This is a genomic window from Streptomyces sp. NBC_01166 (assembly GCF_045039765.1).
In the GTDB taxonomy this organism is placed as follows: domain Bacteria; phylum Actinomycetota; class Actinomycetes; order Streptomycetales; family Streptomycetaceae; genus Streptomyces.
The window spans coordinates 4,707,112-4,729,086 of the sequence record NZ_CP108613.1 but is presented as its reverse complement, the minus strand read 5'-3'; the positions used below and the strand labels follow the sequence as shown (position 1 = coordinate 4,729,086).

The window sequence follows — 21,975 nt, the reverse complement described above, 5'->3', positions numbered from 1 at the left end:
GGTCCGCGAGGGCAGCCTTGCGGGCAACGTGGTCACCCACAGGGGGGCGCATTGCACAGAAGTGCCCTTGTGGGCAAGAGGGGTGCCCCCGATCGGGCCCCGCAGGACGTTTCGGGAGACGCGCTTCGCGCGTGAAGGTGAAAGCCGTCCTGTCTCGTACCCCGAGGAGAGCAGAGCATGCCGTCCTACCTGTCGCCCGGCGTATACGTCGAGGAGGTGGCCAGCGGCTCGCGCCCGATCGAGGGTGTGGGCACTTCGGTTGCGGCCTTTGTCGGCCTCGCGTCGACCGGGCCCCTGAACGAACCCACCCTGGTGACCAACTGGACGCAGTACGTCGCGGCGTTCGGTGACTTCACCGACGGGTACTACCTGGCGCACTCCGTCTACGGCTTCTTCAACAACGGCGGCAGCGCCGCCTACGTCGTGCGGGTCGGCGGTTCGGCAGAGGGCGCGTCCGACGCCGCCCCCGCCGCCGTGACCGGCTCCAGGACCCCGGCCGCGCTGCCGACGGGTGAGCCGCAGCAGCTGGGCACCTTCACGGTGACGGCGCTCGCGCCCGGCCAGAGCGGCCCGCTGACCGTCGAGGTCGCCGACCCCGAGGGCGAGGGCCCGGCCGAGCGCTTCAAGCTGGTCGTCAAGGACGGCGAGAAGACCGCCGAGACCTTCGACGTGACCGCCAAGAAGAGCGGCCGCAACTACGTCGTCACGCAGGTCAAGGAGCGCTCCAAGCTCATCACCGTGCAGGAGGCCGTGCCCGCCGCGCAGCTCGCACGGCCCGAGAACCAGACCGTGGCGCTCGCGGCACCGACCGCCGCCGCCCCGGCCGTCCCCGCGGCGGACACCTCCGCCCACCCCGGGCCCGCCCAGTACCTCGGTGACTCCGCGGACCGCACCGGCTTCGGCGGCCTGGAAGCCGTGGACGAGATCTCCATGGTCGCCGTCCCCGACCTGATGTCCGCCTACCAGCGCGGAGCGATCGACCTGGAGGCCGTCAAGGCGGTCCAGCTCGGTCTGATCGCGCACTGCGAGCTGATGGGCGACCGCGTCGCGGTCATCGACCCGCCGCCGAGCCTGAACGCCCGCGAGATCAGGGTCTGGCGCCAGGAGACCGCCGGCTACGACTCCAAGTACGCGGCCCTGTACTACCCCTGGATCAAGGTCTTCGACCCGGCGTCCGGCCAGTCACGGCTGGTCCCGCCGAGCGGCCACGTCTCCGGCATCTGGGCGCGCAACGACTTCGAGCGCGGCGTGCACAAGGCGCCCGCCAACGAGGTCGTACGCGGCGCGGTCGACCTGGAGATCCAGATCACCCGCGGTGAGCAGGACCTGCTCAACCCCATCGGCGTCAACTGCATCCGCGCCTTCCCCGGCCGCGGTGTCCGCGTCTGGGGCGCCCGCACCATGTCCTCGGACCCGGCCTGGCGCTACCTGAACGTGCGCCGGTACTTCAACTACCTGGAGGAGTCGATCCTGATCGGCACCCAGTGGGTGGTGTTCGAGCCGAACGACACGAACCTGTGGGCCCGCATCCGGCGCAACGTATCGGCGTTCCTGGTCAACGAGTGGCGCAGCGGCGCCCTCTTCGGCTCGCGTCCCGAGGAGGCCTTCTACGTCAAGTGCGACGAGGAGACCAACCCTCCGGAGTCGGTCGACGTCGGTCGCGTGATCTGCGAGATCGGCATCTCCCCGGTCAAGCCCGCCGAGTTCGTGATCTTCCGGCTGGCCCAGTTCTCCAGCGGCAACGGCGAGCTGGAGGAGTAGGTCCCCGGCCTGCGCCATCAGCCATCGCACGCAATCGACAAGAACTTTCGGTAGGACGGGAAACAGATGAGTATCGGCCCGGGTGACGCGTTCACCTCACATAACTTCGGCCTCCAGATCGACGGCGTCATGGTCGAGTACCTCGCTGAGGTCAACGGCCTCACCATCGAGCAGGACGTCATCAAGCACCTTTCCAACTCCGCGCAGGGCAAGCCTGAGGTAAGCCTCATGCCGGGCACGCAGAAGGACGGGCAGTGCACGGTGGTCCGGGGTATGACCCCGTCGGCGTCGTTCACGACGTGGATCAACGACTCGATCGCCGGTCAGATGTCCACGGCGCGCAAGAACGCCTCCATCATCGTGATGGACTACCAGAACAACCCGACGAAGCGTTACAACATGCGCAACGCCTGGTGCAGCAAGATCGACGCCAGCGCCCTGAAGGCCGGTGAGGCCTCGGCGCTGACGGAGACCGTGACCATCGTCTTCGAAGAACTGGTCATCGAGTAATGCGGCGTACTACGGCCAGGGCCGGCGCGGGCCCGATCGCGGACGTACCGGCGCCCGAGGCCGTGGCGGGGCCGGAGCAGACGCCTGCTCCGGCCCCGGCCCCCGCCCCCGCTCCCGTGCCGCAGCGGCTGCAGACGGAGTTCCCCTTCGAGCTGCCGCGCGGTTACGTCGACGAGGCGGGCACCGTGCACAGGGACGGCGTGATGCGCCTGTCCACGGCCCGGGACGAGCTGATCCCCCTGCGGGACGTCCGGGTCCAGGAGAACCCCGCGTATCTGTCGGTGGTGCTGCTCGGCCGGGTCATCACCCGGCTCGGCACGCTGTCGATGGTGCACGACGGGACGGTGGAGAACATGTTCGCCTCCGACCTCGCGTTCCTCCAGGACTTCTACCGGCAGATCAACGCCGAGGGCCACACCCGGGCGGCGGTGGCGTGCCCGCACTGTTCCGAGCCCTTCGAGGTGGAACTCGGCGGGAGCCGCCTGGGGGAATCGTGACGTACGCGACCGACCGGCTGCATGAGGAGATCGCGTACGTCGCCTATCACTTCCACTGGAGCCTCGACGCGATCCTGGACCTGGAACACCACGACCGCAGGCTGTACGCGGACCAGATCGCGTCCTTCGTGACGCGCGCCGGGGCGGAGGGCTGAGACGTGGGGTTCCTGGACCGGATGCGGGGCCGTGAGGCTCGCGCAGACGCACAACACACCGCACCCGCCGGGGCCGGACCCACCGGGCCCACCGGACCTGCCGACTCGACCGGGTCCGGCCAGGGGGCCGACCCGGGGTCGGTGTCCGGCTCCGGCTCCGGGTCGGTGCCGACGGCCGTCGCGTCCTGGTCCGGCCTGCCGCCGATCCAGCGGGCCATGGGCGCCGGGCGGTCGGTGGTCGCGGACGCCGGGTTCGGCGGGCGGCTGCCGACGTGGCAGAACCCGTCGTTCACCGGGGCGCCGTCGCTCGGCGTCATGAACACGGCGCCGGACAACCTCCTCTCGGGCGCGCTGACCCGCTCGGCCCACCCGGTGGCGGGGCTCGAAGGGCGCTCGGGCGTACTGCCGCTGGCGACAGGTGCGGCAGAGCCGGTGGTGCAGCGTGCGCCGGCGGTGCCGCTACGGGCACTGCCTTCGGCACGGCCGGCACCGTCGGCACGGCCGGAACCTGCGTCGGGGCCGGCCTCGGCGCCTGCACCGGCGCCTGCGTCTCAGAGGACCGGGGGTCCTGCGCGCGCGGCCGGACGTCCTGCGGCTGCGCGGCCCGCTGCTCCACCGGCCTCCTCGGCACCCGCGCCGACGGCTGCCGTTCCGGCCGTGCAGACGCGGTCCCTGGGCAGTCCATCGGCGTCAACTCCCGCTTCCCTGCCGGTGTCTCCGGCGGCGGCGCCTCCGGCTGTCGGTGACCGGGGCGCGGCTGTCGCCGCACCGACCGCAGCGGGGAGCGCGCCCCGTGCGGACGCGACCCCCGCGCCGGGCCGGCGGGCAGCCGCCGCTGAGGCATCGGCGCCTTCCGGCGGCTCACCCGCACCCGTACGGGCGGTCCGGAGCCCGGGTCCCAGGAGCGCCCCCGCCCCGGCGCCCGGTGTCCGCGTGGCGCCGGTCCCGCCCGCCCCGTCGCGGGCCCGGCCCCTGACGAAGGCCCCGGCCGTGCAGCGGCGGGTCCTGCCGGCCACGCGGCGAGAGCCTTCGGCCCCGGGGAGCACGCAGCGTGCGCCCGGAGCCGCGACATCAACTGAAGGTGACCGAGGGGGAGTCGGCGCGACCGGCTCCCCCCGCGCCACGCCCTCGCCCTCGCCCTCGTCCTCTCCTTCGTCCTCTCCTTCGCCTTCGCCCTCGCCCGCCCCTTCGCCCTCGCCCTCGCCGCAGGGCACCGCCGGGCGTACGCCGACCGGTGGCGCCGCCGTGCAGCGCGCGGCGGCCCCGCGTGACACCGCACAGGGCCGCCCCGGCGACGGCGTGACCACGGGGACGCGCGGTGCCGAAACGCCCCGCGCCGCTTCGTCCGGTGCGGGTTCGACGGGTGGAGGGTCACGTGGTGCCGCCTCGCCCGACGCCGGTTCACGCGGTGCCGGTTCACGCGGTGCCGGTTCACGCGGTGCCGCCTCGCCCGACGCCGGTTCACGCGGTGCCGGTTCGCGCGGTGGAGCAGAGGCGGGCGCTTCCAGGACGGAAGGCGCACGCAGCGCTTCCGGCACGGGCCCCGCCGGGCCCGCCCCGGCATCTGCCCCGGTCCAGCGGGCCGTGGCCGAGGGCTCGGCACCCCGTGGCCCCCGCGACAGGGCAGCCTCCCCACCCGTACGGCCCGCCGGCCCCGGGGGAACGGCACCGGCCGAGCAGAGCGCCCCGCGCGGCCTCGGCCGCCCGACGAACACGCCCCGGACCGCGCCCGCGCAGGCGGAGACGCCCCCGAGCGCGCCCCGCGATCCGGCTGCCCCGAGCGCCCCCATGGCCTCCGCCGGTCCGCGCGACGCGAAGGCCGCTGTGCAGCGGCGCACCGCCGACGCCGGCAGCCCCCGCACCCAGCCGCCCACCGGCGACCGCGCCCGCCCGGTGGCCCCTGCCGCACCTGCCGGGTCGGCCGGTCCGGCTGCCCCCACCCCGCGCGGCGGCACCGTACGCGCGGACGGGCAGCCCCCGGTGCGGCGCACCGAGCCGAGGCCCTCGGCCGCCGGCTCGGACACGCCTGCCGCCCGGCCGTCCGCGACAGCGGGCTCCGGCAACGGCGGAGCCGGGCGCACCACTTCTCCGGCATCGGGCTCCCCGGCGCCCGTCCAGCGCGCGGTGTCCGACACCCGTGGCCCGGCCACCGGCGCCGCCCCCGGCGGCCCTTCGCCCTCCCCGGCGCCCGTCCAGCGCGCGGCGTCGGACACCCGTGGCCCGGCCACCGGCGCCGCCCCCGGCGGCCCTTCGCCCTCCCCGGCGCCCGTCCAGCGCGCGGTGTCCGACACCCGTGGCCCGGCGTCCCCCACTCCGCCCACGGCCACCGTCCCCGCCGCCCTCCCGGTCTCGTCCCTCCCACGCACCACACCGCCGGGTACGGGCAGCAACCGGCCGACCGGCCCGCGCGGCGACGCACCGAAGTCGGCCCGCCCGGGTCTCGGCGCCCCGATGTCGTCCGCACCGGCATCCGCGCCTCCCACGACCCCCGCACCCGTACCCGCCTCACAGCCGCCCGTGCGGACGGCCCCGCAATCACCGACCCCCGCACACGATCCGCTTCCCACCGTGCCGTCCCCGGCCTCGTCGGCCCAAGGCTCCCCCGCACCCGCGCCCCCCGTGCAGCAGGTCCGACGCGCGGTGGCTCCCGCCGCCGTCGGGCAGCAGGTCCAGCGCACCACGGCCACGCCGCCCCCCGCCGCGACCCGGCGTCGTACCCCGCTCGGCGCCCCGATGTCCTCGGCGCCCACGGACGCGGCCCCGCTCATCGCCCCTCCCACCCCGCCGGCCGTCGGCCCCCGCGCCACCGCACCGGCGTCACCTGCGTCATCTGTCAGCCCGCCGACCACCACCACGGCCCCGGCCGTCCCCGCACCGAGCACCCAGGCCCCGCTGCCCCCTCCGCCCCCACTCCCGGAGCCTCCTCAGACCCCCCGGCCTCCGGCCGCCGTCCCGCCCCCGTCGCCCACCCGCGTCCAGCGCCGGGCCATCCCCCTCACCGCCGTACCGAGGCGCGGCCTCACACCGCCCGGGGCCGCCGCCGCGTCCCCGCTCCCCGTCGCGCCCCTCACCCCGCCGCCGGCGACACCCCCGACGCCCTCCCGCCCCGTACAGTCCAGCGGCGGCAGTGCCTCGGAGCCCACCGTCCAGCGCCTCGGCGGCGGTTCGTCCATCGGCGCACTCGCCTCCGCGGCCGCCGGCACGGTGGCCACCACCCTGAGCCGTATCCGGCCGCACCGGAGTGAGCGCACCACCCCGCCCCCGGCCCACGAACGGCCCGCCGGCAGCCCGCCCGCGGCTTCGCCGCCCCCGTACTCCCCGCCCGCCGGCGGCTCCACCCCGCCCCCGGGTTCCACGACCTCGCAGCAGGAGCCGCCGCCCGAGTACGCGGCCGTCCCGCCCGGCGGGTTCGACCCCCGCGAGCTCACCGACTTCCAGCTCGACGAGCTCGTGCACCGGATCATCGGCCGCATCACCCGCCTCATCCGTACCGAGTTGCGGATGGACCGCGAACGGATCGGCAGGCTCCGCGACCCCCGTCACTGACCGGGCAGCCACTGCCGCCCGACGACCACCTCCGACGTAGACGTATCCGACGAAAGGCCCACCCGCGATGCCCCGCCAGGACCCGGGCTCAACCATCTGGTTCACCCTCACCATCGACGGCGAGAGCCTCGGTTACTTCAACGGGTGCGAAGGCCTGTCGTCCCAGGTGGAGATCGAGCAGCGCCAGGAGGGCGGCAACAACGGGTTCGTGTGGCAACTGCCCACCCGCGTCTCCTTCTCCAACATCCGGCTGACCCGTCCCCTCACCCCGGACACGGCCAAGGTCGCCAAGTGGATCTCCTCGGTCCAGACGGGGATCAAGCGGCCGACCGCCCAGATCTCCGCCCTGCGCGCGGACGGGTCGCTGGTCGCCCGCTGGGGACTGATCGACGTACTGCCCGTCAGCTGGCAGGGCCCCAGCCTCGACCCCGGAAATCCGGCCGTGGCCAACGAGGTCCTGGAGATCGCCCACCACGGCTTCACGGACTGACGGCGCCGAAGAGCAGAGAGGAAGACCATGGCCCAGAGCAAGGGCGCCGGCAAGAGCCTCGTGCGAGCCGGCCTCGCCATCCACGAGCCACCGGTGGGCACGAGCACCACACCCGGCGCGCTCATGCGGACGTTCAGCTTCGAGTTCAACCCGGCGCAGCTGTCCCTCAGCCAGCGCGCCCAGTGGAAGGCGACCCCGACCGCGGCCGTACGGGACGGCTCGAAGCCGGAGTTCATGGGAGCCGAGCCCCGGGAGATGACCCTGGAGATCTTCCTGGACTCCTCCACCAAGCCGACCGGCAACACCGTGCTGAAGAAGGTGGAGTCGCTGCTGGGCTGCTGCGAGGTGACCGCCAAGAGCATCGCCGCCAACCAGCCTTCGCCGCCATGGGTGGTCTTCCAGTGGGGGTCGTTCTCCACGGCCCGCTTCACGGCGTACGTCAGCTCCATCGAGGCGTCGTACACCCTGTTCGGCACGACGGGCGTCCCCATCCGCGCCACCTGCCAGGTGCAGCTGCACGAGATCCCCGGCAAGACCAAGGGCCAGAACCCGACCTCCGGGGCGCTCACCGCCCAGCGCGTGCACCAGGTCGTCGCGGGTGACTCGCTCCAGTCGCTGGCATGGCGCGAGTACGGCAACGCCACCGCGTGGCGCGCGATCGCCGAGGCCAACGGCATCGACGACCCGTCCCGTCTGCCCTCCGGCACGGAACTCGTGCTGCCCGCCGCGGAGGAGGTGCGTCACTGATGGTGCAGACCGCGTTCTCCAGCATCATGCAGGTCACCATCGGCGGTGCGAAGCTGCCCGCCGCCATCGCCCCGATGCTCGTCGAGGGCTGGGTCGACCAGGGCGCCGGTGTCCCCGCGGCGTTCCGGCTCACCTTCCGCGACCCTTACCACCTGGTGCTCGGCGAGCTGAGCGTGAAGTTCGGCACCAGGGTGGTCCTCACGCCGGTGGCGGACGGCCAGGGCATCGGCAAGCCGCTGCTGACCGGCGAGGTCACCGGCATGGAGGCCGACTACGACGGCACCGGCAGCTTCACCGTCATCCGCGGCTACGACTTCGGGCACCGCCTGATGCGCCAGCGCCGGGTCGCCGCGTACCGCAACCAGTCGGCCTCCGACATCGCCCGCAAACTCGTCGGCATGGACGGCGTGCCCATCGGCCGCATCCAGTCGACGAAGGGCGCATACGGGTTCATCAGCCAGTCCAACGTCACCGACTGGGACTTCCTCGCCCGGCTCGCCGACGAGAACGGCATGGTGATGTCCCTGGACCCCAAGGGGAAGTTCCGCTTCGTCAAGCCGAACCCGTCGTCCGGCGCTCCCTCGCCCAGCACGGACGGCGACAAGAGCCCCTTCGTGCTCCAGGCCGGTCACGACATCCTGCGGCTGCGGGCCGCCGTCACCGCCGCCGACCAGGTCGGTGAGGTCGAGTCGCGCGGCTGGAACGTCACCACCAAGAAGAAGATCACCGAGGTCTCGCCCGCCAAGACCGACCCGGGGATCACCATCGGGCTCACCCCCGGCGAGGCCGCCGGCAAGTTCAAGGCGGCCAAGCTCGTCGAGACCAACAACCCCTACGACAAGCAGGACGAGGTGAGACACGCCTCGCAGGCGCTCGCCGCCGATGTCACCTCCTCCTTCGCCGAGCTGGAGGCCGTGGTGCGCGGCAACCCGGACCTGCGGCCCGGCGTGCCCGTGGCCCTCGCCGACGTCGGCAAGCCCTTCGAGGGGAAGTACACCGTCACCTCCGTACGCCATGTCTTCGGTGACGGGAAGCACTACGAGTCCTGGGTCACCGTCAGCGGACGCCAGTGGCGCTCGTTGTACGGCCTGGCGTCGGGCGGCGGCACCCCGGACGGCGGTCGGCTGCCCAGCGTCGCCAACGCCATCGTCACCGACGTGCAGGACCCGCTCAAGCAGGGCAGGGTCAAGCTCCAGTTCCCGTGGCTCGACAACACCTACGTCAGCGACTGGGCGCGCAGCGTGCAGCTCGGCGGCGTGGGCGGTGGCGGTGTCTTCCCCATGGACGTCGGCGACGAGGTGCTGGTCGCCTTCGACCGGGGGGCGCTGGACCACCCGTTCGTGATCGGCGGGCTCTACAACGGCCGGGACGTGCCCACCACCAACGACGTGCCCCTGCACGACGGCCTCAAGAAGAAGGCCACCCGGCACACCGTGTCCGACCGCCAGGGCAACCGCGTCGACCTGCTCAGCCAGCGGACCGGCGGACGGAAGCAGGGCGTCCGGATCGCCAGCGGCGACGACAGGCTCACCATCAACCTCGACCGCACCAAGACGGAGATCACCGTCGACAGCAAGGGTGCGGTCAGCATCACGGGCAGCCGATCGGTGTCGGTGGAGGCCGGCACGAACCTCTCGCTGAGCGGGCGCCGCGCGGTGACGATCAAGAGCGGCGGTCCGCTCACGCTTCAGGGGCAGGGCCTGGTCAACCTCCGGTCCACGGGTGGTGTGGTCAGCGTGAACGCGATGGGCGCCCTGAACCTGTCGGCGACCGGCGCCGCATCGCTCTCCGCCACGGGGATCGTGTCGGTCCAGTCCGTGGCCAACGTGAACATCAAGGCCATCAAGCTCGACCTCATGGGTGGCTTCTTCGTCAACACCATCAAGTACCCGTTCGGATGACCGGACGACCGCACCCGCATGCCGGGTCCGTATCGAGAAGAAGGCAGGTGGCTCCCTGATGGCCGAACAGTTCGTCGGTTCCGGCTGGGCCTTCCCGCTGCGCATCGGCCCCACGGGCGGCATCGCCCTCGTCAGCGGGGAGCGGGAGGTCGAGGAGGCCATCAGGCTCGTCCTGGCCACCGCCCCGGGCGAGCGGCCGATGCGCCCCGAGTTCGGCTGCGCCATCCACGACCTCGTCTTCGCACCGGTCAACGAACAGACCGCCGGCCGCATCCAGCACGAGGTCCACGCCAGCCTGGACCGCTGGGAGCCCCGCATCGAGGTCCACGAGGTCGAGGTCACCGCAGGTGCGGAGCAGAACGTCCTGTTCATCGACGTCCGTTACGCCATCCGCGGCACCAACAACCCCCGCAGCCTGGTCTTCCCTTTCTACGTCATCCCCTCCCACGACGAACCCGGGGAGCCGGGCCCCTCCGGCGGCTCCGGTGCCCCTCCCGAAAGCGACGGCTGATGTCTCTGCCCTCCCCCAACCTCGACGACCGCCGCTTCCAGCAGTTCGTCGACGACGCCAAGCGCTACATCCAGCAGCGCGCCCCGGAGTGGACCGACCACAACGTCTCCGACCCGGGCGTCACCCTCGTCGAGACGGTCGCGCACATGGCCGACCAGATCGTCTACCGCCTCAACCGGGTGCCGGAGAAGAACCATCTGGCCTTCCTCGACCTCGTCGGCATCACCCTCTTCCCCCCGGCCGCCGCCCGCACCGACGTCACGTTCTGGCTGTCCGCCCCGCAGGAGGAGGCGATAGCCGTACCCGTCGGCACCGAGGTGGCGACCGTACGCACGGAGCGGGAGAGCGCCGTCGTCTTCGCCACCGAACGCGAACTGACCGTCGTGCCCAGCGCGCTCCGGCGCCTCGTGGTGCAGCACCAGGGCGAGCCCGTCGCCGACCGGACCGACGACCTCGCCGAGGGCAAGGACCTGCTCTGCTTCGCCGAGTCGCCCACCCCCGGCGACTGCATGCTGATCGGCCTCACGGCCGCCGTCCCGCACTGCGCCCTCGCCCTCGAACTCGACAGCCGCGTCGACGGTGTCGGCGTCGACCCCCGGCAGCCCCCGCTCGTGTGGGAGGCCTGGACCGAGGACGGCTGGCGGCCCTGCGAGGTCGACCGCGACGGCACCGGTGGTCTCAACCGGCCCGGCGACGTCGTCCTGCACATCCCCGGCGGCCACGTCCTCTCCCGCAACGGCGGCCAGGAGGCGGGCTGGCTGCGCTGCCGCGTCACCGAACCCCAGCCCGGCCAGCCCTTCTACGCCACGTCGCCGACCATCAGGTCCGCCGAGGCCTACACCATCGGCGGCACCACCGGCGTCGTGCACGCCGAGGCCGTGTACGACGAGGCGCTCGGCGAGTCCATCGGGCTGCCGGGCCAGCGGCTGCGCCTCAACCACGCCCCCGTGGTCGGTGACGACCCGCCCCTCTGGCTCCAGACCGCCGAACACGACGGCTGGGAGGACTGGCAGGTGGTCCCGCACTTCGCCGCGTCCCGGCCCGACGACCGGCACATCACCCTGGACGCCGCGACCGGCGAGATCGCCTTCGGCCCCGCCGTCCGCGAGCCCGACGGCACCCTCCGCCAGTACGGCGCCGTCGCCCCCAAGGGCTCCGTCATCCGCGCCCGCCGCTACCGCACCGGAGGCGGCCGGGAGGGCAACGTGGCCCGTGGCACCGTCCAGGTCCTGCGCACCTCCATCCCGTACGTCGCCGAGGTCGTCAACCGCGAAGCCGCCCGCGGCGGCGTCGACGGCGAGACGGTCGAGGAGGCCAAGCTCCGGGCGCCCATCACCCTCCGGGCCCAGGAACGCGCCGTGACCCTGCGCGACTACGAGGAACTCGCCCGCCGGGCCGCCCCCGAGACGGCCCGCATCACCTGCCTGGAGGGCGAGGAGAGCGAGTACGGCGCCTACGCGATACGGGTCCTCGTCGTGCCCCAGGCCGTCCCCGACCCCGGCGGCCGGCTCCGCTTCGAACAACTCGTCCCGGGCGACGCGCTGCTCGGCCGCATCACCCGCCACCTCGACGAACGCCGCCTCATCGGCACCCGGGTCGCCGTGGGCCCGCCCTACTACCAGGGGGTCACCGTGGTGGCCACCGTCCACGCCTTCCGCGGGGTGGACACCGACCGCGTACGCCGCCAGGTCCACGACGCCCTCTACCACCACCTCGACCCGCTCACCGGGGGCGCCGACGGCCGCGGCTGGCCCTTCGGCCGCCCGGTCCAGGCGGGCGAGGTCTTCGCCGTCCTCCAGCGGGTCCCCGGTGTCGAACTGGTCGACGAGGTCATCCTGCACCCCGCCGACCCGCTGACCGGCAAGCGCGGCGACCCGACCAACCGCATCGACCTCGAACCGCCGTCCCTGGTCTTCTCCTTCGACCACCGCGTACGCGTGATCGGAGACGGGGCGTGACGGCCATCATCTGCTCAGGAGGCCACCGATGAGAGGCTCGGTCGACGGCCTCGGCTCGTCCACACCCATCAGCACGATGCTCCCCGCCGTCTTCGCGGAGGACGATCTCGCCCAGCGCTTCGTCGGCGGGCTCGACGACGTCCTGGCGCCGATCCTGAACGTACTCGACTGCGTGGACGCCTACTTCGACCCCGCCCTCACCCCGGTGGACTTCGCCCAGTGGCTCAGCACCTGGGTCGGCGCCGAGACCGACGGCACCGAACCGGAGCCCCGGCTGCGCGCCGCCGTGGCCGCGGCCGCACGGCTGCACCGCGTACGGGGCACCCGGCGCGGCCTCTCCGAAGCCGTACAACTCGCCTTCGGCACCGAGCCGGAGATCTCCGAGAGCGGCGGCGCCACGTGGAACGCGCGCCCCCTCGGCCCCATCCCCGGCAAGCCCCGCCCGCACCTCCACGTCACCATCGCCCTCCCTGATCCCACCCCCGCGGACACGCACCGCCTGGACGCCCTCGTGGCGGCCGCCCGCCCCGCGCACATGCCCTACACCGTCACCGTGACGGCCGCCGAAAGGACCCCGGAGAGATGACCACGCAGAACTGCGCCGAGTGCGGCACCCGCGCGGAACCGGGTCAGTCGTTCTGCGACGCCTGCGGCGCCGTGCTCAGCTGGAGCCCAGGTCCCCGCACCGGTAACGCGGCACGGACCGCCGGTTCCACCCCGCCCGCCGGATCCGCGTCGCCCGGCAACCCCCCGGAAGCGACGCCCCCGGCCGGCGTAGGCATCCACACCGGCGCCGCCGCGACGGCGCCCGGTGAGGCCGGCCCTTCGGCCGCGACACCCGACGCCTCGCGCCTGCCCCGCCACCACCGCGACGTCCACGAGCCCGGCCGGGCGAACGCGGCGGGCGGGGCGACCGACGGCTGGGCCACCGCCTCGCCCGGCGCCTCCGACGGCCGGCACCCGGGCGAGACCGACCCCACCGTCCCGCTGCCCACCTCGGGCGAGAGCGCGGCCGACCGCGCCCGCTCCCTCCTCGTGCCCGTCGCCGAGCCCGAGCCGTCCCACTCCTCGCCGGCCCCCGCCGCCGCTCCGGTCCTTCCCGGCCGCCCCGACACCGACCGGCCGCAGGTACGCGTCCCCGGCCCCCAGCAGGACACCGGGAACGGCCCGCCCTGCTCCTGGTGCGCCACCCCCAACCGCCCCGACCGCCACTACTGCGCCCGCTGCGCGATGCCGCTGGCCGACAACGACGAACGCGCGCCCGCCCCCCGCCCGTGGTGGCGCCGCCTCGCGGGCTCCCGCCGGCACGAGAACCCGTGGGCCGGCGACAGGCCTCGCGTCCGCCGTGCCTTCGACCGCATCGGCACATGGATCACCGCCGCCGTCGTCGTCACCCTGGCCGTTCTCGGCGTGGTGTATCTCCCCGACGGCATCCAGGCCACCAGGGACCACTTCGCCAAGCGCGCGATGGTCGCCCCCGACGAGCTCGCGGCGTCCCGCTCCTGGACCGGCCACAAGCCGCAGCTCGCCTTCGACAAGGTGAACAACACGTGGTGGGGCCCGGGGGTCACCCAGTCCGGTGAGGGCGAGTGGATCGAGGCCCGCTTCGACCGGCCGACCCGGCTGCTGGACGTGATCATCACGCCGGGCGTGTCCATCCGCCCCGACGACCTCAACAAGTCCGCGCTGCCGCAGCGCATCAAGGCGACGATCACGACGAAGGACGGAAAGAAAGCGACCCGCCACCTGACCCTGGACCAGGGCTCGGGCGGCCAGCGGCGCGCCTTCCGCGTCGGCGAGGCCGTCAAGGTGCGCTTCACCGTCGAGTCGGCCCACGCCGCGTCCTCGGACAAGCAGGTGGCCATCGCCGAGATCGAGTTCTTCGGCCGGTCGAACACCGACGGGTCCTGACCCGGCCGCACCTGAACACCGCACAGCGGCACCGACGACGACGCCGGCCCCCGGGAACGAATCCCGGGGGCCGGCGTCGTACGGATACCGCGGTACTGCCTGGAGCTCCTGATCCGAGGATCAGAAGTCCATGTCACCGCCCGGCATGCCGCCCGGAGCGGCCGCAGAGGCCTTCTCCGGCTTGTCGGCGATGACGGCCTCGGTGGTGAGGAAGAGCGCGGCGATGGACGCGGCGTTCTGCAGAGCGGAGCGCGTGACCTTCGCCGGGTCGATGATGCCCTCGGCAATCATGTCGACGTACTCGCCGGTCGCGGCGTTGAGGCCGTGACCGATCGGCAGGTTGCGCACCTTCTCGACGATGACGCCACCCTCGAGACCACCGTTGACGGCGATCTGCTTGAGCGGGGCCTCCAGCGCGAGCTTCACGGCGTTGGCGCCCGTGGCCTCGTCACCGGTCAGGTCGAGCTTCTCGAAGACGGCCGAGGCCTGGAGCAGAGCCACGCCACCACCGGCGACGATGCCCTCCTCGACGGCGGCCTTGGCGTTGCGCACCGCGTCCTCGATGCGGTGCTTGCGCTCCTTGAGCTCCACCTCGGTGGCGGCGCCGGCCTTGATGACGGCCACGCCGCCGGCCAGCTTCGCGAGGCGCTCCTGGAGCTTCTCGCGGTCGTAGTCCGAGTCGGAGTTCTCGATCTCGGCACGGATCTGCTTGACGCGACCCTGGACCTGGTCGCTCTCGCCGCCACCGTCGACGATGGTCGTCTCGTCCTTGGTGATGACGACCTTGCGGGCGGTGCCGAGCAGGTCGAGACCGGCGTTCTCGAGCTTGAGACCGACCTCCTCGGAGATGACGGTGCCACCGGTGAGGATGGCGATGTCGCCGAGCATGGCCTTGCGGCGGTCACCGAAGCCCGGAGCCTTGACGGCGACGGACTTGAAGGTGCCACGGATCTTGTTGACGACCAGGGTCGACAGAGCCTCGCCCTCGACGTCCTCGGCGATGATCAGCAGGGGCTTGCCCGACTGCATGACCTTCTCGAGCAGCGGAAGGAGGTCCTTCACGTTGCTGATCTTGGAGTTGACGATCAGGATGTACGGGTCGTCGAAGGACGACTCCATGCGCTCCATGTCGGTGGCGAAGTACGCCGAGATGTAGCCCTTGTCGAAGCGCATACCCTCGGTGAGCTCGAGCTCCAGACCGAAGGTCTGGGACTCCTCGACGGTGATGACGCCTTCCTTGCCGACCTTGTCCATCGCCTCGGCGATCTTGGCGCCGATCTCGGTGTCGGCGGCGGAGATGGAGGCCGTCGAAGCGATCTGCTCCTTGGTCTCCACGTCCTTCGCCTGCTCCAGCAGAGCGGCGGAGACGGCCTCGACGGCCTTCTCGATGCCACGCTTCAGAGCCATCGGGTTGGCACCGGCGGCGACGTTGCGCAGGCCCTCGCGGACGAGCGCCTGGGCGAGAACGGTGGCGGTGGTCGTACCGTCGCCGGCGACGTCGTCCGTCTTCTTGGCGACCTCCTTGACCAGCTCCGCACCGATCTTCTCGTACGGGTCCTCGAGCTCGATCTCCTTGGCGATGGAAACACCATCGTTGGTGATCGTGGGCGCGCCCCACTTCTTCTCGAGGACGACGTTACGGCCCTTGGGGCCGAGGGTGACCTTGACGGCGTCGGCGAGCTGGTTCATCCCGCGCTCGAGACCGCGCCGTGCCTCCTCGTCGAACGCGATGATCTTGGCCATGTGAAGTGGTCCTCCCGGACAGGGGTGGATTTCTCCGGACCGAGTGGCGCCCGCGACGGACGGCCAGCGTGCTCAGTGGTTCCTTGCCCCACCGGGCCTGCGGGCCTCACCGGCCCGGTCCAAGTTTTCTGTCACTCTCACCTGGAGAGTGCTAACGCCAATGATTAGCACTCGACCCCTTCGAGTGCAAGCGCCTTCGGAGAAGGCTCGCTGGAGGGGCGGTGGTCGGGCGACGGGTGGGCGCAGGCGTCACCCCTCGGATGTGGACAACCTTCGGGGTGGACGAGGACGCACGTGAGGCCCGTACCCCTGGCCGGGGTACGGGCCTCACGTGCGTGAGTAGTGTCGTTGGCCGACCGCGCCGAGCTCAGCCGACGGCGAGCTTGACCATGTCCGCCTGCGGCCCCTTCTGGCCCTGCGAGATCTCGAATTCAACTCGCTGACCCTCTTCGAGGGTGCGGTACCCGTCCATCTGGATCGCGCTGTAGTGGACGAAAACATCCGCACCACCGTCGACCGCGATGAAGCCGTACCCCTTCTCCGCGTTGAACCACTTGACGGTGCCCTGAGCCATGCCTAACTCCCCTATTACTGGCCCTTGCACGAGCACCGCACTTCGCGGGCCCGGGTCAGAACTCACCCTCCGACAGGAGAGGGTGGCGTGCGCCGGAACGCGTCGACCGCGGCCGAATGTATCTGCCCAACTGCCCTCTGCAACAGGTCAATCGGACGAGAATTCTGGGCACAGGTGACCGCACGCAATGGGGGGATTCATAGGATTCCAGGGCAAGTCGGGCCTGACAAAGGCCACTTATGCCACAAGGAGTTCACTTACTTTGGCTGCTTCTTGTCGCGGCCGGGCGCATTCTCATATGCGGGCGGCATGCGCAGCGGCGGGGACTTCCCCAACTGTACCGTGCTCAACCATGCAGAATGGCCCCCTCCGCTTCTCTCGCGGAGGGGGCCATATCGTTCACGCTGTGCGGTCGGGCCGCCGGTCGGGGCCGTGACCGTGCGGGGAGATCAGCCTCCGGCGACGGCCGGGATGATCGAGACGCCCGCGCCGTCCGGGGTGACCGCGTCCAGGCCGCCCTCGAAGCGCACGTCGTCGTCGTTGACGTACACGTTGACGAAGCGGCGCAGCTTGCCCTGGTCGTCCAGGACACGGGCGCCGATGCCCGGGTGGTTCTGCTCCAGGGACGCGATGACCTCGGAGAGGGTCGCACCCTCGGCCGGGACCTCGGCCTGACCGCCCGTGTAGGTGCGGAGAATGGTGGGGATACGGACCTTGACGCTCATGTGGGTGCCTTCCTTCGGTCTCGGGTGTCAGTTGGCGGCGGCGAGGCCCGCGTCGCGGAACGCGTCCAGGCTGGGCCGGATCGTCGCCGACAGGCCGGTCGTGGGGGCGACCGCGTCGAGCGTCTTCAGTCCGTCGCCGGTGTTCAGCACGACGGTGGTGAGGGACGGGTCGAGCAGGCCGGCGTCGATCAGCTTCTTCGTCACACCGACCGTCACCCCGCCCGCGGTCTCCGCGAAGATGCCCTCGGTGCGGGCCAGCAGCTTGATCGCGTCGACGACCTGCTCGTCGTTCACGTCCTCCACGGCGCCGCCGGTGCGCCGGGCGATGTCCAGGACGTAGGGGCCGTCGGCCGGGTTGCCGATCGCCAGGGACTTGGCGATGGTGTTCGGCTTCTGCGGACGCACCACGTCGTGGCCGGCCTTGAAGGCGGTGGAGACCGGGGAACAGCCCTCGGCCTGGGCGCCGAAGATCTTGTACGGCTTGTCCTCGACGAGGCCGAGCTTGATCAGCTCCTGGAGGCCCTTGTCGATCTTCGTGAGCTGCGAGCCGGACGCGATCGGGATGACGAGCTGGTCGGGCAGCTGCCAGCCGAGCTGCTCACAGATCTCGTACGCCAGGGTCTTGGAGCCCTCGCCGTAGTACGGCCGGAGGTTGACGTTGACGAAGCCCCAGCCCTCGCCGAGCGGGTCACCGATGAGCTCCGAGCAGAAGCGGTTGACGTCGTCGTAATTGCCCTCGATGCCGACCAGCTCGCCGCCGTACACCGCGGCCATGACGACCTTGCCCTGCTCCAGGTCGTGCGGGATGAACACGCAGGAGCGGAAGCCGGCGCGGGCGGCGGCGGCGCCCACCGCACCGGCGAGGTTGCCGGTGGAGGAGCAGGAGAGGGTGGTGAACCCGAAGGCACGGGCGGCCTCGACGGCGATGGCGACGACACGGTCCTTGAAGGAGTGCGTCGGGTTGCCGGAGTCGTCCTTGACGTACAGACCACCGGTCACGCCCAGCTCGCGGGCCAGGTTGTCGGCCTTGACCAGCTTGGTGAAACCGGGGTTGATGTTGGGCTTGTCCGCGACGTCGGCGGGGACCGGCAGCAGCGGCGCGTAGCGCCAGATGTTGTTCGGGCCCTCGGCGATGCGCTTCTTCAGCTCTTCGGGGGAGCCGCTCGGCAGGTCGTACGCCACTTCGAGCGGCCCGAAACAGGACGCACAGGCGAAAATGGGACCGAGCTCGAAACGCTCGCCGCATTCGCGGCAGGAAAGTGCCGCGGCGGGACCGAGGTCCACTGCGGAGGTATTGGTGTCGGCTGCAACTGTCTGCACGGCCATGATGGCGGAGGCCCTTTCTCCTCATCTTCCTTGCGACGTATTTCGCCACAAGACGGAATTGGCACCTTCCCCACCGTGACCTCGCGGTCGGCAGGAGGGTTGCCGGGACTTCAACGGGCCGTTCCCTCAGTCCCTCTGGATGAGCGCTATGGCACCGGACCATGGATCCGGGCGTTTATTCGCGGACCGACCCCGACATGCGAGGGCCATCCGCGTTGTTCAAGACTGTAACCGAAGCACCGGACGGTTGAGATAGTCGTCCGAACCGCGAGATGGATCACATACAGGGAGTATCGACCGTGCTGGAAGAGGTGGAACGCTGGCTGACCAGGCGTTCCTGGTCTGCTGCCGACCGCCCGCTGGACCGGCTCACGGCCGCGCGGGCGAAGGATCCGCGCCGCTCGCGCGTGAGCGTCGTCCTGCCCGCGCTGAACGAGGAGGCGACGGTCGGAGCGATCGTCGCGGAGATCCGGCGCGAGCTGATGGAGAAGGTCCAGCTCGTCGACGAACTGGTGGTGATCGACTCCGGATCCACCGACGCCACCGCCGACGCGGCGCGGCTGGCCGGTGCCCGGGTCGTGCACCGGGACGCGATACTCCCCCGGATCCCCGCCGTCCCCGGCAAGGGCGAGGTCCTGTGGCGATCACTGCTGGTGACCAGCGGGGAGATCGTCTGCTTCGTCGACGCGGACCTCAAGGACTTCTCGGCCGAATTCGTCTCCGGGATCGTCGGCCCGCTGCTGACCGACCCCTCGGTGCACTTCGTGAAGGCCATGTACGACCGGCCGCTGGGCGACGCCGCAGGTCAGGGCGGCCGGGTGACCGAACTGGTGGCCCGCCCGCTGCTCAATCTGCACTGGCCGAGCCTGGCCGGCTTCGTCCAGCCGCTGGGCGGCGAGTACGCGGTGCGGCGTTCCCTGCTGGAGCAGCTCCCCTTCCCCGTCGGTTACGGAGTGGAGCTGGGCCTGCTCGTCGACGCGCTGCACACGGTCGGTCTGGACGCGCTGGCCCAGGTCGACGTCGGCGTACGCAAACACCGCCACCAGGACGGCCAGGCCCTCGGCCGGATGGCGGCCACGATCTACCGGACGGCGCAGCTGCGGCTCTCCCGGGGGACCCTCGTACGCCCCGAGATCACCCAGTTCGACCGGGGGCCCGACGGATTCGTCCCGCACACCCATGCGGTGGACACCGAGGAACGCCCCCCGATGCGCGAGATCGCGGAGTACGCCTCGCGAAACGCGGCGTAACGGTTCTTCCCGCCCGGCTCCGCACACGCTTCACGTTTGGAGGCTTCCCGAACGGGCTAGGTTCGGGTACATGGTCTCCGAGCACGCTGCCCAGGTACTCGTCGCGTCCAACCGCGGCCCGGTGTCGTACACACGTCGGGAGGACGGCACGCTCGACTCGAAGCGGGGCGGGGGCGGGCTCGTCTCCGGCCTGAGCGCCGTCGACGACAAGCTGTGGGTCTGCGCCGCCCTCGGCGACGGCGACCGCGAGGCGGTCCGGCGCGGTGTCTCCGAGCCCGGCGTCCGGATGCTCGACATCGACGCAGGGGTCCACGCCGACGCCTACAACGGCATCGCGAACTCCGTGCTCTGGTTCGTCCACCACATGATCTACGAGACGCCGGTGGAGCCCGTCTTCGACGCGGAGTTCCGCCGGCAGTGGGCCTCCTTCGAGGCGTACAACCAGGCCTTCGCCGAGGCGCTCGCCGAGGAGGCGGGCCAGGGGGCGGCGGTCCTGGTGCAGGACTACCACCTCTCGCTGGTCCCCGGCCTCCTGCGCGAGCTCCGGCCCGACCTGCGGATCGGGCACTTCTCGCACACCCCCTGGGCGCCCGTCGACTACTTCCGGCTGCTGCCCGACGACATCGGCGAGCAGCTGCTCAACGGCATCCTGGGCGCCGACCGCGCCGCGTTCCTCACCCGACGCTGGGCGGACGCCTTCATCAGCTGCTGCACGGAGATCCTCGGCGGCACCGGCCGCACCCGGATCGGGGTGCACGGGCTGGGCGCCGACGGGGACTTCCTGCGCCGCCGCTCCCACGAGGCGGACGTGGACGACCGCATGGAGCTCCTGCGGGAACAGGTCGGCGCGGACCGCCGCACGATCGTGCGGGTGGACCGCACGGAGCTCTCCAAGAACATCGTGCGCGGTCTGCACGCCTACCGTGCGCTGCTGGAGGAGCGCCCCGAATGGCGCGAGCGCGTGGTGCACATCGCCTTCGCCTACCCCTCCCGGCAGGACCTCACGGTCTACCGCGACTACACGGCGGAGGTGCAGCGGGTCGCCGACGCGATCAACGCGGAGTACGGCACCGAGGGCTGGACCCCGGTCCTGCTCCACGTCGACGACGACTTCGCCCGCTCCCTGGCGGCGTACCGGATGGCGGACGTGGCCCTCGTCAACCCGATCCGCGACGGCATGAACCTCGTCGCCAAGGAGGTCCCGGTCGTCTCGGACCACGGCTGCGCGCTGGTGCTCTCCCGCGAGGCGGGGGCGTACGAGGAGCTGGGCGAGGACGCGATCGTGGTCAACCCGTACGACGTGTCGGCCACGGCGGCGGCGCTGCACGAAGGGCTCACGATGGACTCCGACGAGCGCGGCGCCCGCTCGAAGCGCCTGGCCGCCGCCGCGACCGCGCTGCCCCCGCAGCAGTGGTTCCTGGATCAGCTGGACGCGCTGAAAGAGGCCCCTAGCCCCGGATGAGGTGCTGGGCGAGGGAGTGGAGGAACTCCGCCACCGCCGCGGGGCCCGGCAGCACCAGGTCGGCACGCTCGGCTAGTTCGGGGACCTCGGTGCCGCTGCACACCAGGAGGCCCGCCGTGCCGCGGGTGCGGAGCTTCTCCACGGCCGCGTAGGCGGCGAGGTCGCCGAGGTCGTCGCCGGCGTACAGCACCGTCTCGGCGCCGACCTCCTTCACGTACTCCTCCAGCGCCACGCCCTTGTCCATGCCTGACGGGCGCAGCTCCAGGACCAGCCGGCCCGGTTCGACGATCAGGCCGTGGCGGGCCGCGAGGTCGGCCAGGGGGGCGCGCAGCGCCTCGAAGGTGGCCTGCGGATCGGCGGCGCGGCGGGTGTGCACGGCGACCGCGCGGCCCTTCTCCTCGATCCAGGTGCCGCTGTCGGCGCCCGCCTCCGCCAGCACGGCCGGGAGCTCGCCCCGGACGGCTTCGACTCCGGGGTCCTGGGCCGGGGCGTGGGCGGACCCGGTGGCGGCGTCCCAGCGTTCGGCCCCGTAGTGCCCGAGGACGACGAGGTGGTCCAGGCCGCGCACGCCGGCGAAGCCGCCGTAGCGGACGGCGGTGTAGGCCGGGCGGCCGGTGATCACGGCGACGGCGGCGACCTGGGGGGCGAGCGCGGAGAGGGCCGGGACGACACCGGGGTGCGCCCGGGACTGCTCCGGATCGGGGACGATGTCGGCGAGCGTGCCGTCGAAGTCCAGCGCGACGACCGCACGGGAGGGACGCGCCAGGAGCGCGGCGAGGCCTTCGCGGCCGGCCTGGGTGGACGGGGTCGGGAGGGGGTGTGCCGAATTGCCCATGGCCCGAGCGTATCCGTGAGCAGGGCCAAGTCCAGCCCAGCCCGCCATCCCTGAGGCTCAGCGGGGGGCAGGA

Annotated in this window: 20 protein-coding genes and 1 riboswitch; of the genes, 14 read left to right on the top strand and 6 right to left on the bottom strand. The window is 72.1% G+C overall.

Annotated features, from left to right (window positions below; genetic code table 11):
- Positions 1–177: 177 nt before the first annotated feature.
- From OG379_RS21775 to OG379_RS21760, 4 genes are all read left to right on the top strand, one after another.
- Entirely contained in the window at positions 178–1,761 is a 1,584-nt protein-coding gene (locus tag OG379_RS21775) for a phage tail sheath subtilisin-like domain-containing protein (RefSeq protein ID WP_405664794.1), read from the top strand.
- A gap of 66 nt (positions 1,762–1,827) precedes the next feature.
- The gene (locus tag OG379_RS21770) at positions 1,828–2,271 is read left to right on the top strand and encodes a phage tail protein (protein WP_104787890.1); all 444 of its coding nucleotides are present in this window, start codon (positions 1,828–1,830) and stop codon (positions 2,269–2,271) included.
- Complete coding sequence (locus OG379_RS21765) at positions 2,271–2,768, top strand: hypothetical protein (protein WP_405664793.1); 498 nt, start codon at positions 2,271–2,273, stop codon at positions 2,766–2,768. The genes OG379_RS21770 and OG379_RS21765 overlap by 1 nt, the downstream gene beginning before the upstream one ends.
- The gene (locus OG379_RS21760; protein ID WP_393757426.1) at positions 2,765–2,923 is read left to right on the top strand and encodes a DUF6760 family protein; all 159 of its coding nucleotides are present in this window, start codon (positions 2,765–2,767) and stop codon (positions 2,921–2,923) included. The genes OG379_RS21765 and OG379_RS21760 overlap by 4 nt, the downstream gene beginning before the upstream one ends.
- A 551-nt stretch (positions 2,924–3,474) precedes the next feature.
- Here OG379_RS21760 and OG379_RS21755 read toward each other — a convergent pair.
- A complete protein-coding gene (locus OG379_RS21755) occupies positions 3,475–3,939 on the bottom strand; it encodes a hypothetical protein (RefSeq protein WP_405664792.1) in 465 nt (154 codons plus the stop codon).
- 772 nt (positions 3,940–4,711) lie between these two features.
- Between OG379_RS21755 and OG379_RS21750 the strand changes: the two genes are divergently transcribed.
- The 8 genes from OG379_RS21750 to OG379_RS21715 all read left to right on the top strand — a co-directional run bounded on the left by OG379_RS21750 (position 4,712) and on the right by OG379_RS21715 (position 13,987).
- On the top strand, positions 4,712–6,469 hold the full coding sequence (locus OG379_RS21750; RefSeq protein WP_405664791.1) for a hypothetical protein: 1,758 nt from the start codon (positions 4,712–4,714) through the stop codon (positions 6,467–6,469).
- A 67-nt stretch (positions 6,470–6,536) separates the two neighbouring features.
- The gene (locus tag OG379_RS21745) at positions 6,537–6,959 is read left to right on the top strand and encodes a phage tail protein (protein WP_104787882.1); all 423 of its coding nucleotides are present in this window, start codon (positions 6,537–6,539) and stop codon (positions 6,957–6,959) included.
- 27 nt (positions 6,960–6,986) lie between these two features.
- Positions 6,987–7,706, top strand: a complete 720-nt coding sequence (locus OG379_RS21740) for a LysM peptidoglycan-binding domain-containing protein (protein WP_393757422.1) — start codon at positions 6,987–6,989, stop codon at positions 7,704–7,706.
- Positions 7,706–9,607: a VgrG-related protein gene (locus OG379_RS21735; protein ID WP_405664790.1), complete on the top strand. Its 1,902-nt coding sequence runs from the start codon at positions 7,706–7,708 to the stop codon at positions 9,605–9,607. The genes OG379_RS21740 and OG379_RS21735 overlap by 1 nt, the downstream gene beginning before the upstream one ends.
- 58 nt (positions 9,608–9,665) lie before the next feature.
- A complete protein-coding gene (locus tag OG379_RS21730; RefSeq protein WP_393757418.1) occupies positions 9,666–10,118 on the top strand; it encodes a GPW/gp25 family protein in 453 nt (150 codons plus the stop codon).
- Positions 10,118–12,076: a putative baseplate assembly protein gene (locus tag OG379_RS21725; protein ID WP_405664789.1), complete on the top strand. Its 1,959-nt coding sequence runs from the start codon at positions 10,118–10,120 to the stop codon at positions 12,074–12,076. Before OG379_RS21730 ends, OG379_RS21725 begins: the two co-directional genes overlap by 1 nt.
- Positions 12,077–12,104: 28 nt before the next feature.
- Positions 12,105–12,662 carry a phage tail protein gene (locus OG379_RS21720; RefSeq protein ID WP_405664788.1) on the top strand — a complete coding sequence of 186 codons (558 nt, stop codon included), beginning with the start codon at positions 12,105–12,107 and terminating at the stop codon, positions 12,660–12,662.
- Positions 12,659–13,987 carry an NADase-type glycan-binding domain-containing protein gene (locus OG379_RS21715; RefSeq protein WP_405664787.1) on the top strand — a complete coding sequence of 443 codons (1,329 nt, stop codon included), beginning with the start codon at positions 12,659–12,661 and terminating at the stop codon, positions 13,985–13,987. The genes OG379_RS21720 and OG379_RS21715 overlap by 4 nt, the downstream gene beginning before the upstream one ends.
- A 120-nt stretch (positions 13,988–14,107) precedes the next feature.
- Here the strand turns inward: OG379_RS21715 and groL are convergent, their stop codons facing one another.
- The 4 genes from groL to thrC all read right to left on the bottom strand — a co-directional run bounded on the left by groL (position 14,108) and on the right by thrC (position 18,355).
- Positions 14,108–15,730 (bottom strand): chaperonin GroEL, encoded by a 1,623-nt coding sequence (gene groL, locus OG379_RS21710; protein ID WP_351272810.1) that lies wholly within the window; start codon positions 15,728–15,730, stop codon positions 14,108–14,110.
- A gap of 367 nt (positions 15,731–16,097) precedes the next feature.
- Complete coding sequence (locus tag OG379_RS21705) at positions 16,098–16,304, bottom strand: cold-shock protein (protein WP_003967346.1); 207 nt, start codon at positions 16,302–16,304, stop codon at positions 16,098–16,100.
- Between the two features lie 449 nt (positions 16,305–16,753).
- The gene (locus tag OG379_RS21700; protein WP_099174090.1) at positions 16,754–17,029 is read right to left on the bottom strand and encodes a MoaD/ThiS family protein; all 276 of its coding nucleotides are present in this window, start codon (positions 17,027–17,029) and stop codon (positions 16,754–16,756) included.
- Between the two features lie 27 nt (positions 17,030–17,056).
- Positions 17,057–18,355 (bottom strand): threonine synthase, encoded by a 1,299-nt coding sequence (gene thrC, locus OG379_RS21695; protein ID WP_356707948.1) that lies wholly within the window; start codon positions 18,353–18,355, stop codon positions 17,057–17,059.
- A gap of 18 nt (positions 18,356–18,373) precedes the next feature.
- Positions 18,374–18,501, bottom strand: a riboswitch (SAM riboswitch).
- A 153-nt stretch (positions 18,502–18,654) separates the two neighbouring features.
- On the opposite strand from thrC, the gene OG379_RS21690 reads away from it, so the two are divergent.
- Together OG379_RS21690 and OG379_RS21685 are read left to right on the top strand one after the other, a co-directional pair.
- Positions 18,655–19,605, top strand: coding sequence for a glucosyl-3-phosphoglycerate synthase (locus tag OG379_RS21690; protein ID WP_405664786.1), 951 nt, complete (start codon positions 18,655–18,657; stop codon positions 19,603–19,605).
- A gap of 70 nt (positions 19,606–19,675) precedes the next feature.
- Positions 19,676–21,067: a trehalose-6-phosphate synthase gene (locus OG379_RS21685; RefSeq protein ID WP_405664785.1), complete on the top strand. Its 1,392-nt coding sequence runs from the start codon at positions 19,676–19,678 to the stop codon at positions 21,065–21,067.
- On the opposite strand, the gene otsB is transcribed toward OG379_RS21685, so the two are convergent.
- Positions 21,054–21,902, bottom strand: coding sequence for a trehalose-phosphatase (gene otsB / locus OG379_RS21680; protein WP_405664784.1), 849 nt, complete (start codon positions 21,900–21,902; stop codon positions 21,054–21,056). The genes OG379_RS21685 and otsB overlap by 14 nt on opposite strands.
- Between the last annotated feature and the right edge of the window lie 73 nt (positions 21,903–21,975).

Excerpts from the sequence above, each read along its gene's own strand:
- OG379_RS21775 (WP_405664794.1), top strand. The coding sequence starts at position 178 with ATGCCGTCCTACCTGTCGCCCGGCGTATACGTCGAGGAGGTGGCCAGC.
- OG379_RS21770 (WP_104787890.1), top strand. The coding sequence starts at position 1,828 with ATGAGTATCGGCCCGGGTGACGCGTTCACCTCACATAACTTCGGCCTC.
- OG379_RS21765 (WP_405664793.1), top strand. The coding sequence starts at position 2,271 with ATGCGGCGTACTACGGCCAGGGCCGGCGCGGGCCCGATCGCGGACGTA.
- OG379_RS21750 (WP_405664791.1), top strand. The coding sequence starts at position 4,712 with ATGGCCTCCGCCGGTCCGCGCGACGCGAAGGCCGCTGTGCAGCGGCGC.
- OG379_RS21745 (WP_104787882.1), top strand. The coding sequence starts at position 6,537 with ATGCCCCGCCAGGACCCGGGCTCAACCATCTGGTTCACCCTCACCATC.
- OG379_RS21740 (WP_393757422.1), top strand. The coding sequence starts at position 6,987 with ATGGCCCAGAGCAAGGGCGCCGGCAAGAGCCTCGTGCGAGCCGGCCTC.
- OG379_RS21735 (WP_405664790.1), top strand. The coding sequence starts at position 7,706 with ATGGTGCAGACCGCGTTCTCCAGCATCATGCAGGTCACCATCGGCGGT.
- OG379_RS21730 (WP_393757418.1), top strand. The coding sequence starts at position 9,666 with ATGGCCGAACAGTTCGTCGGTTCCGGCTGGGCCTTCCCGCTGCGCATC.
- OG379_RS21725 (WP_405664789.1), top strand. The coding sequence starts at position 10,118 with ATGTCTCTGCCCTCCCCCAACCTCGACGACCGCCGCTTCCAGCAGTTC.
- OG379_RS21720 (WP_405664788.1), top strand. The coding sequence starts at position 12,105 with ATGAGAGGCTCGGTCGACGGCCTCGGCTCGTCCACACCCATCAGCACG.
- OG379_RS21715 (WP_405664787.1), top strand. The coding sequence starts at position 12,659 with ATGACCACGCAGAACTGCGCCGAGTGCGGCACCCGCGCGGAACCGGGT.
- groL (WP_351272810.1), bottom strand. The coding sequence starts at position 15,730 with ATGGCCAAGATCATCGCGTTCGACGAGGAGGCACGGCGCGGTCTCGAG.
- OG379_RS21705 (WP_003967346.1), bottom strand. The coding sequence starts at position 16,304 with ATGGCTCAGGGCACCGTCAAGTGGTTCAACGCGGAGAAGGGGTACGGC.
- OG379_RS21700 (WP_099174090.1), bottom strand. The coding sequence starts at position 17,029 with ATGAGCGTCAAGGTCCGTATCCCCACCATTCTCCGCACCTACACGGGC.
- thrC (WP_356707948.1), bottom strand. The coding sequence starts at position 18,355 with ATGGCCGTGCAGACAGTTGCAGCCGACACCAATACCTCCGCAGTGGAC.
- OG379_RS21685 (WP_405664785.1), top strand. The coding sequence starts at position 19,676 with ATGGTCTCCGAGCACGCTGCCCAGGTACTCGTCGCGTCCAACCGCGGC.
- otsB (WP_405664784.1), bottom strand. The coding sequence starts at position 21,902 with ATGGGCAATTCGGCACACCCCCTCCCGACCCCGTCCACCCAGGCCGGC.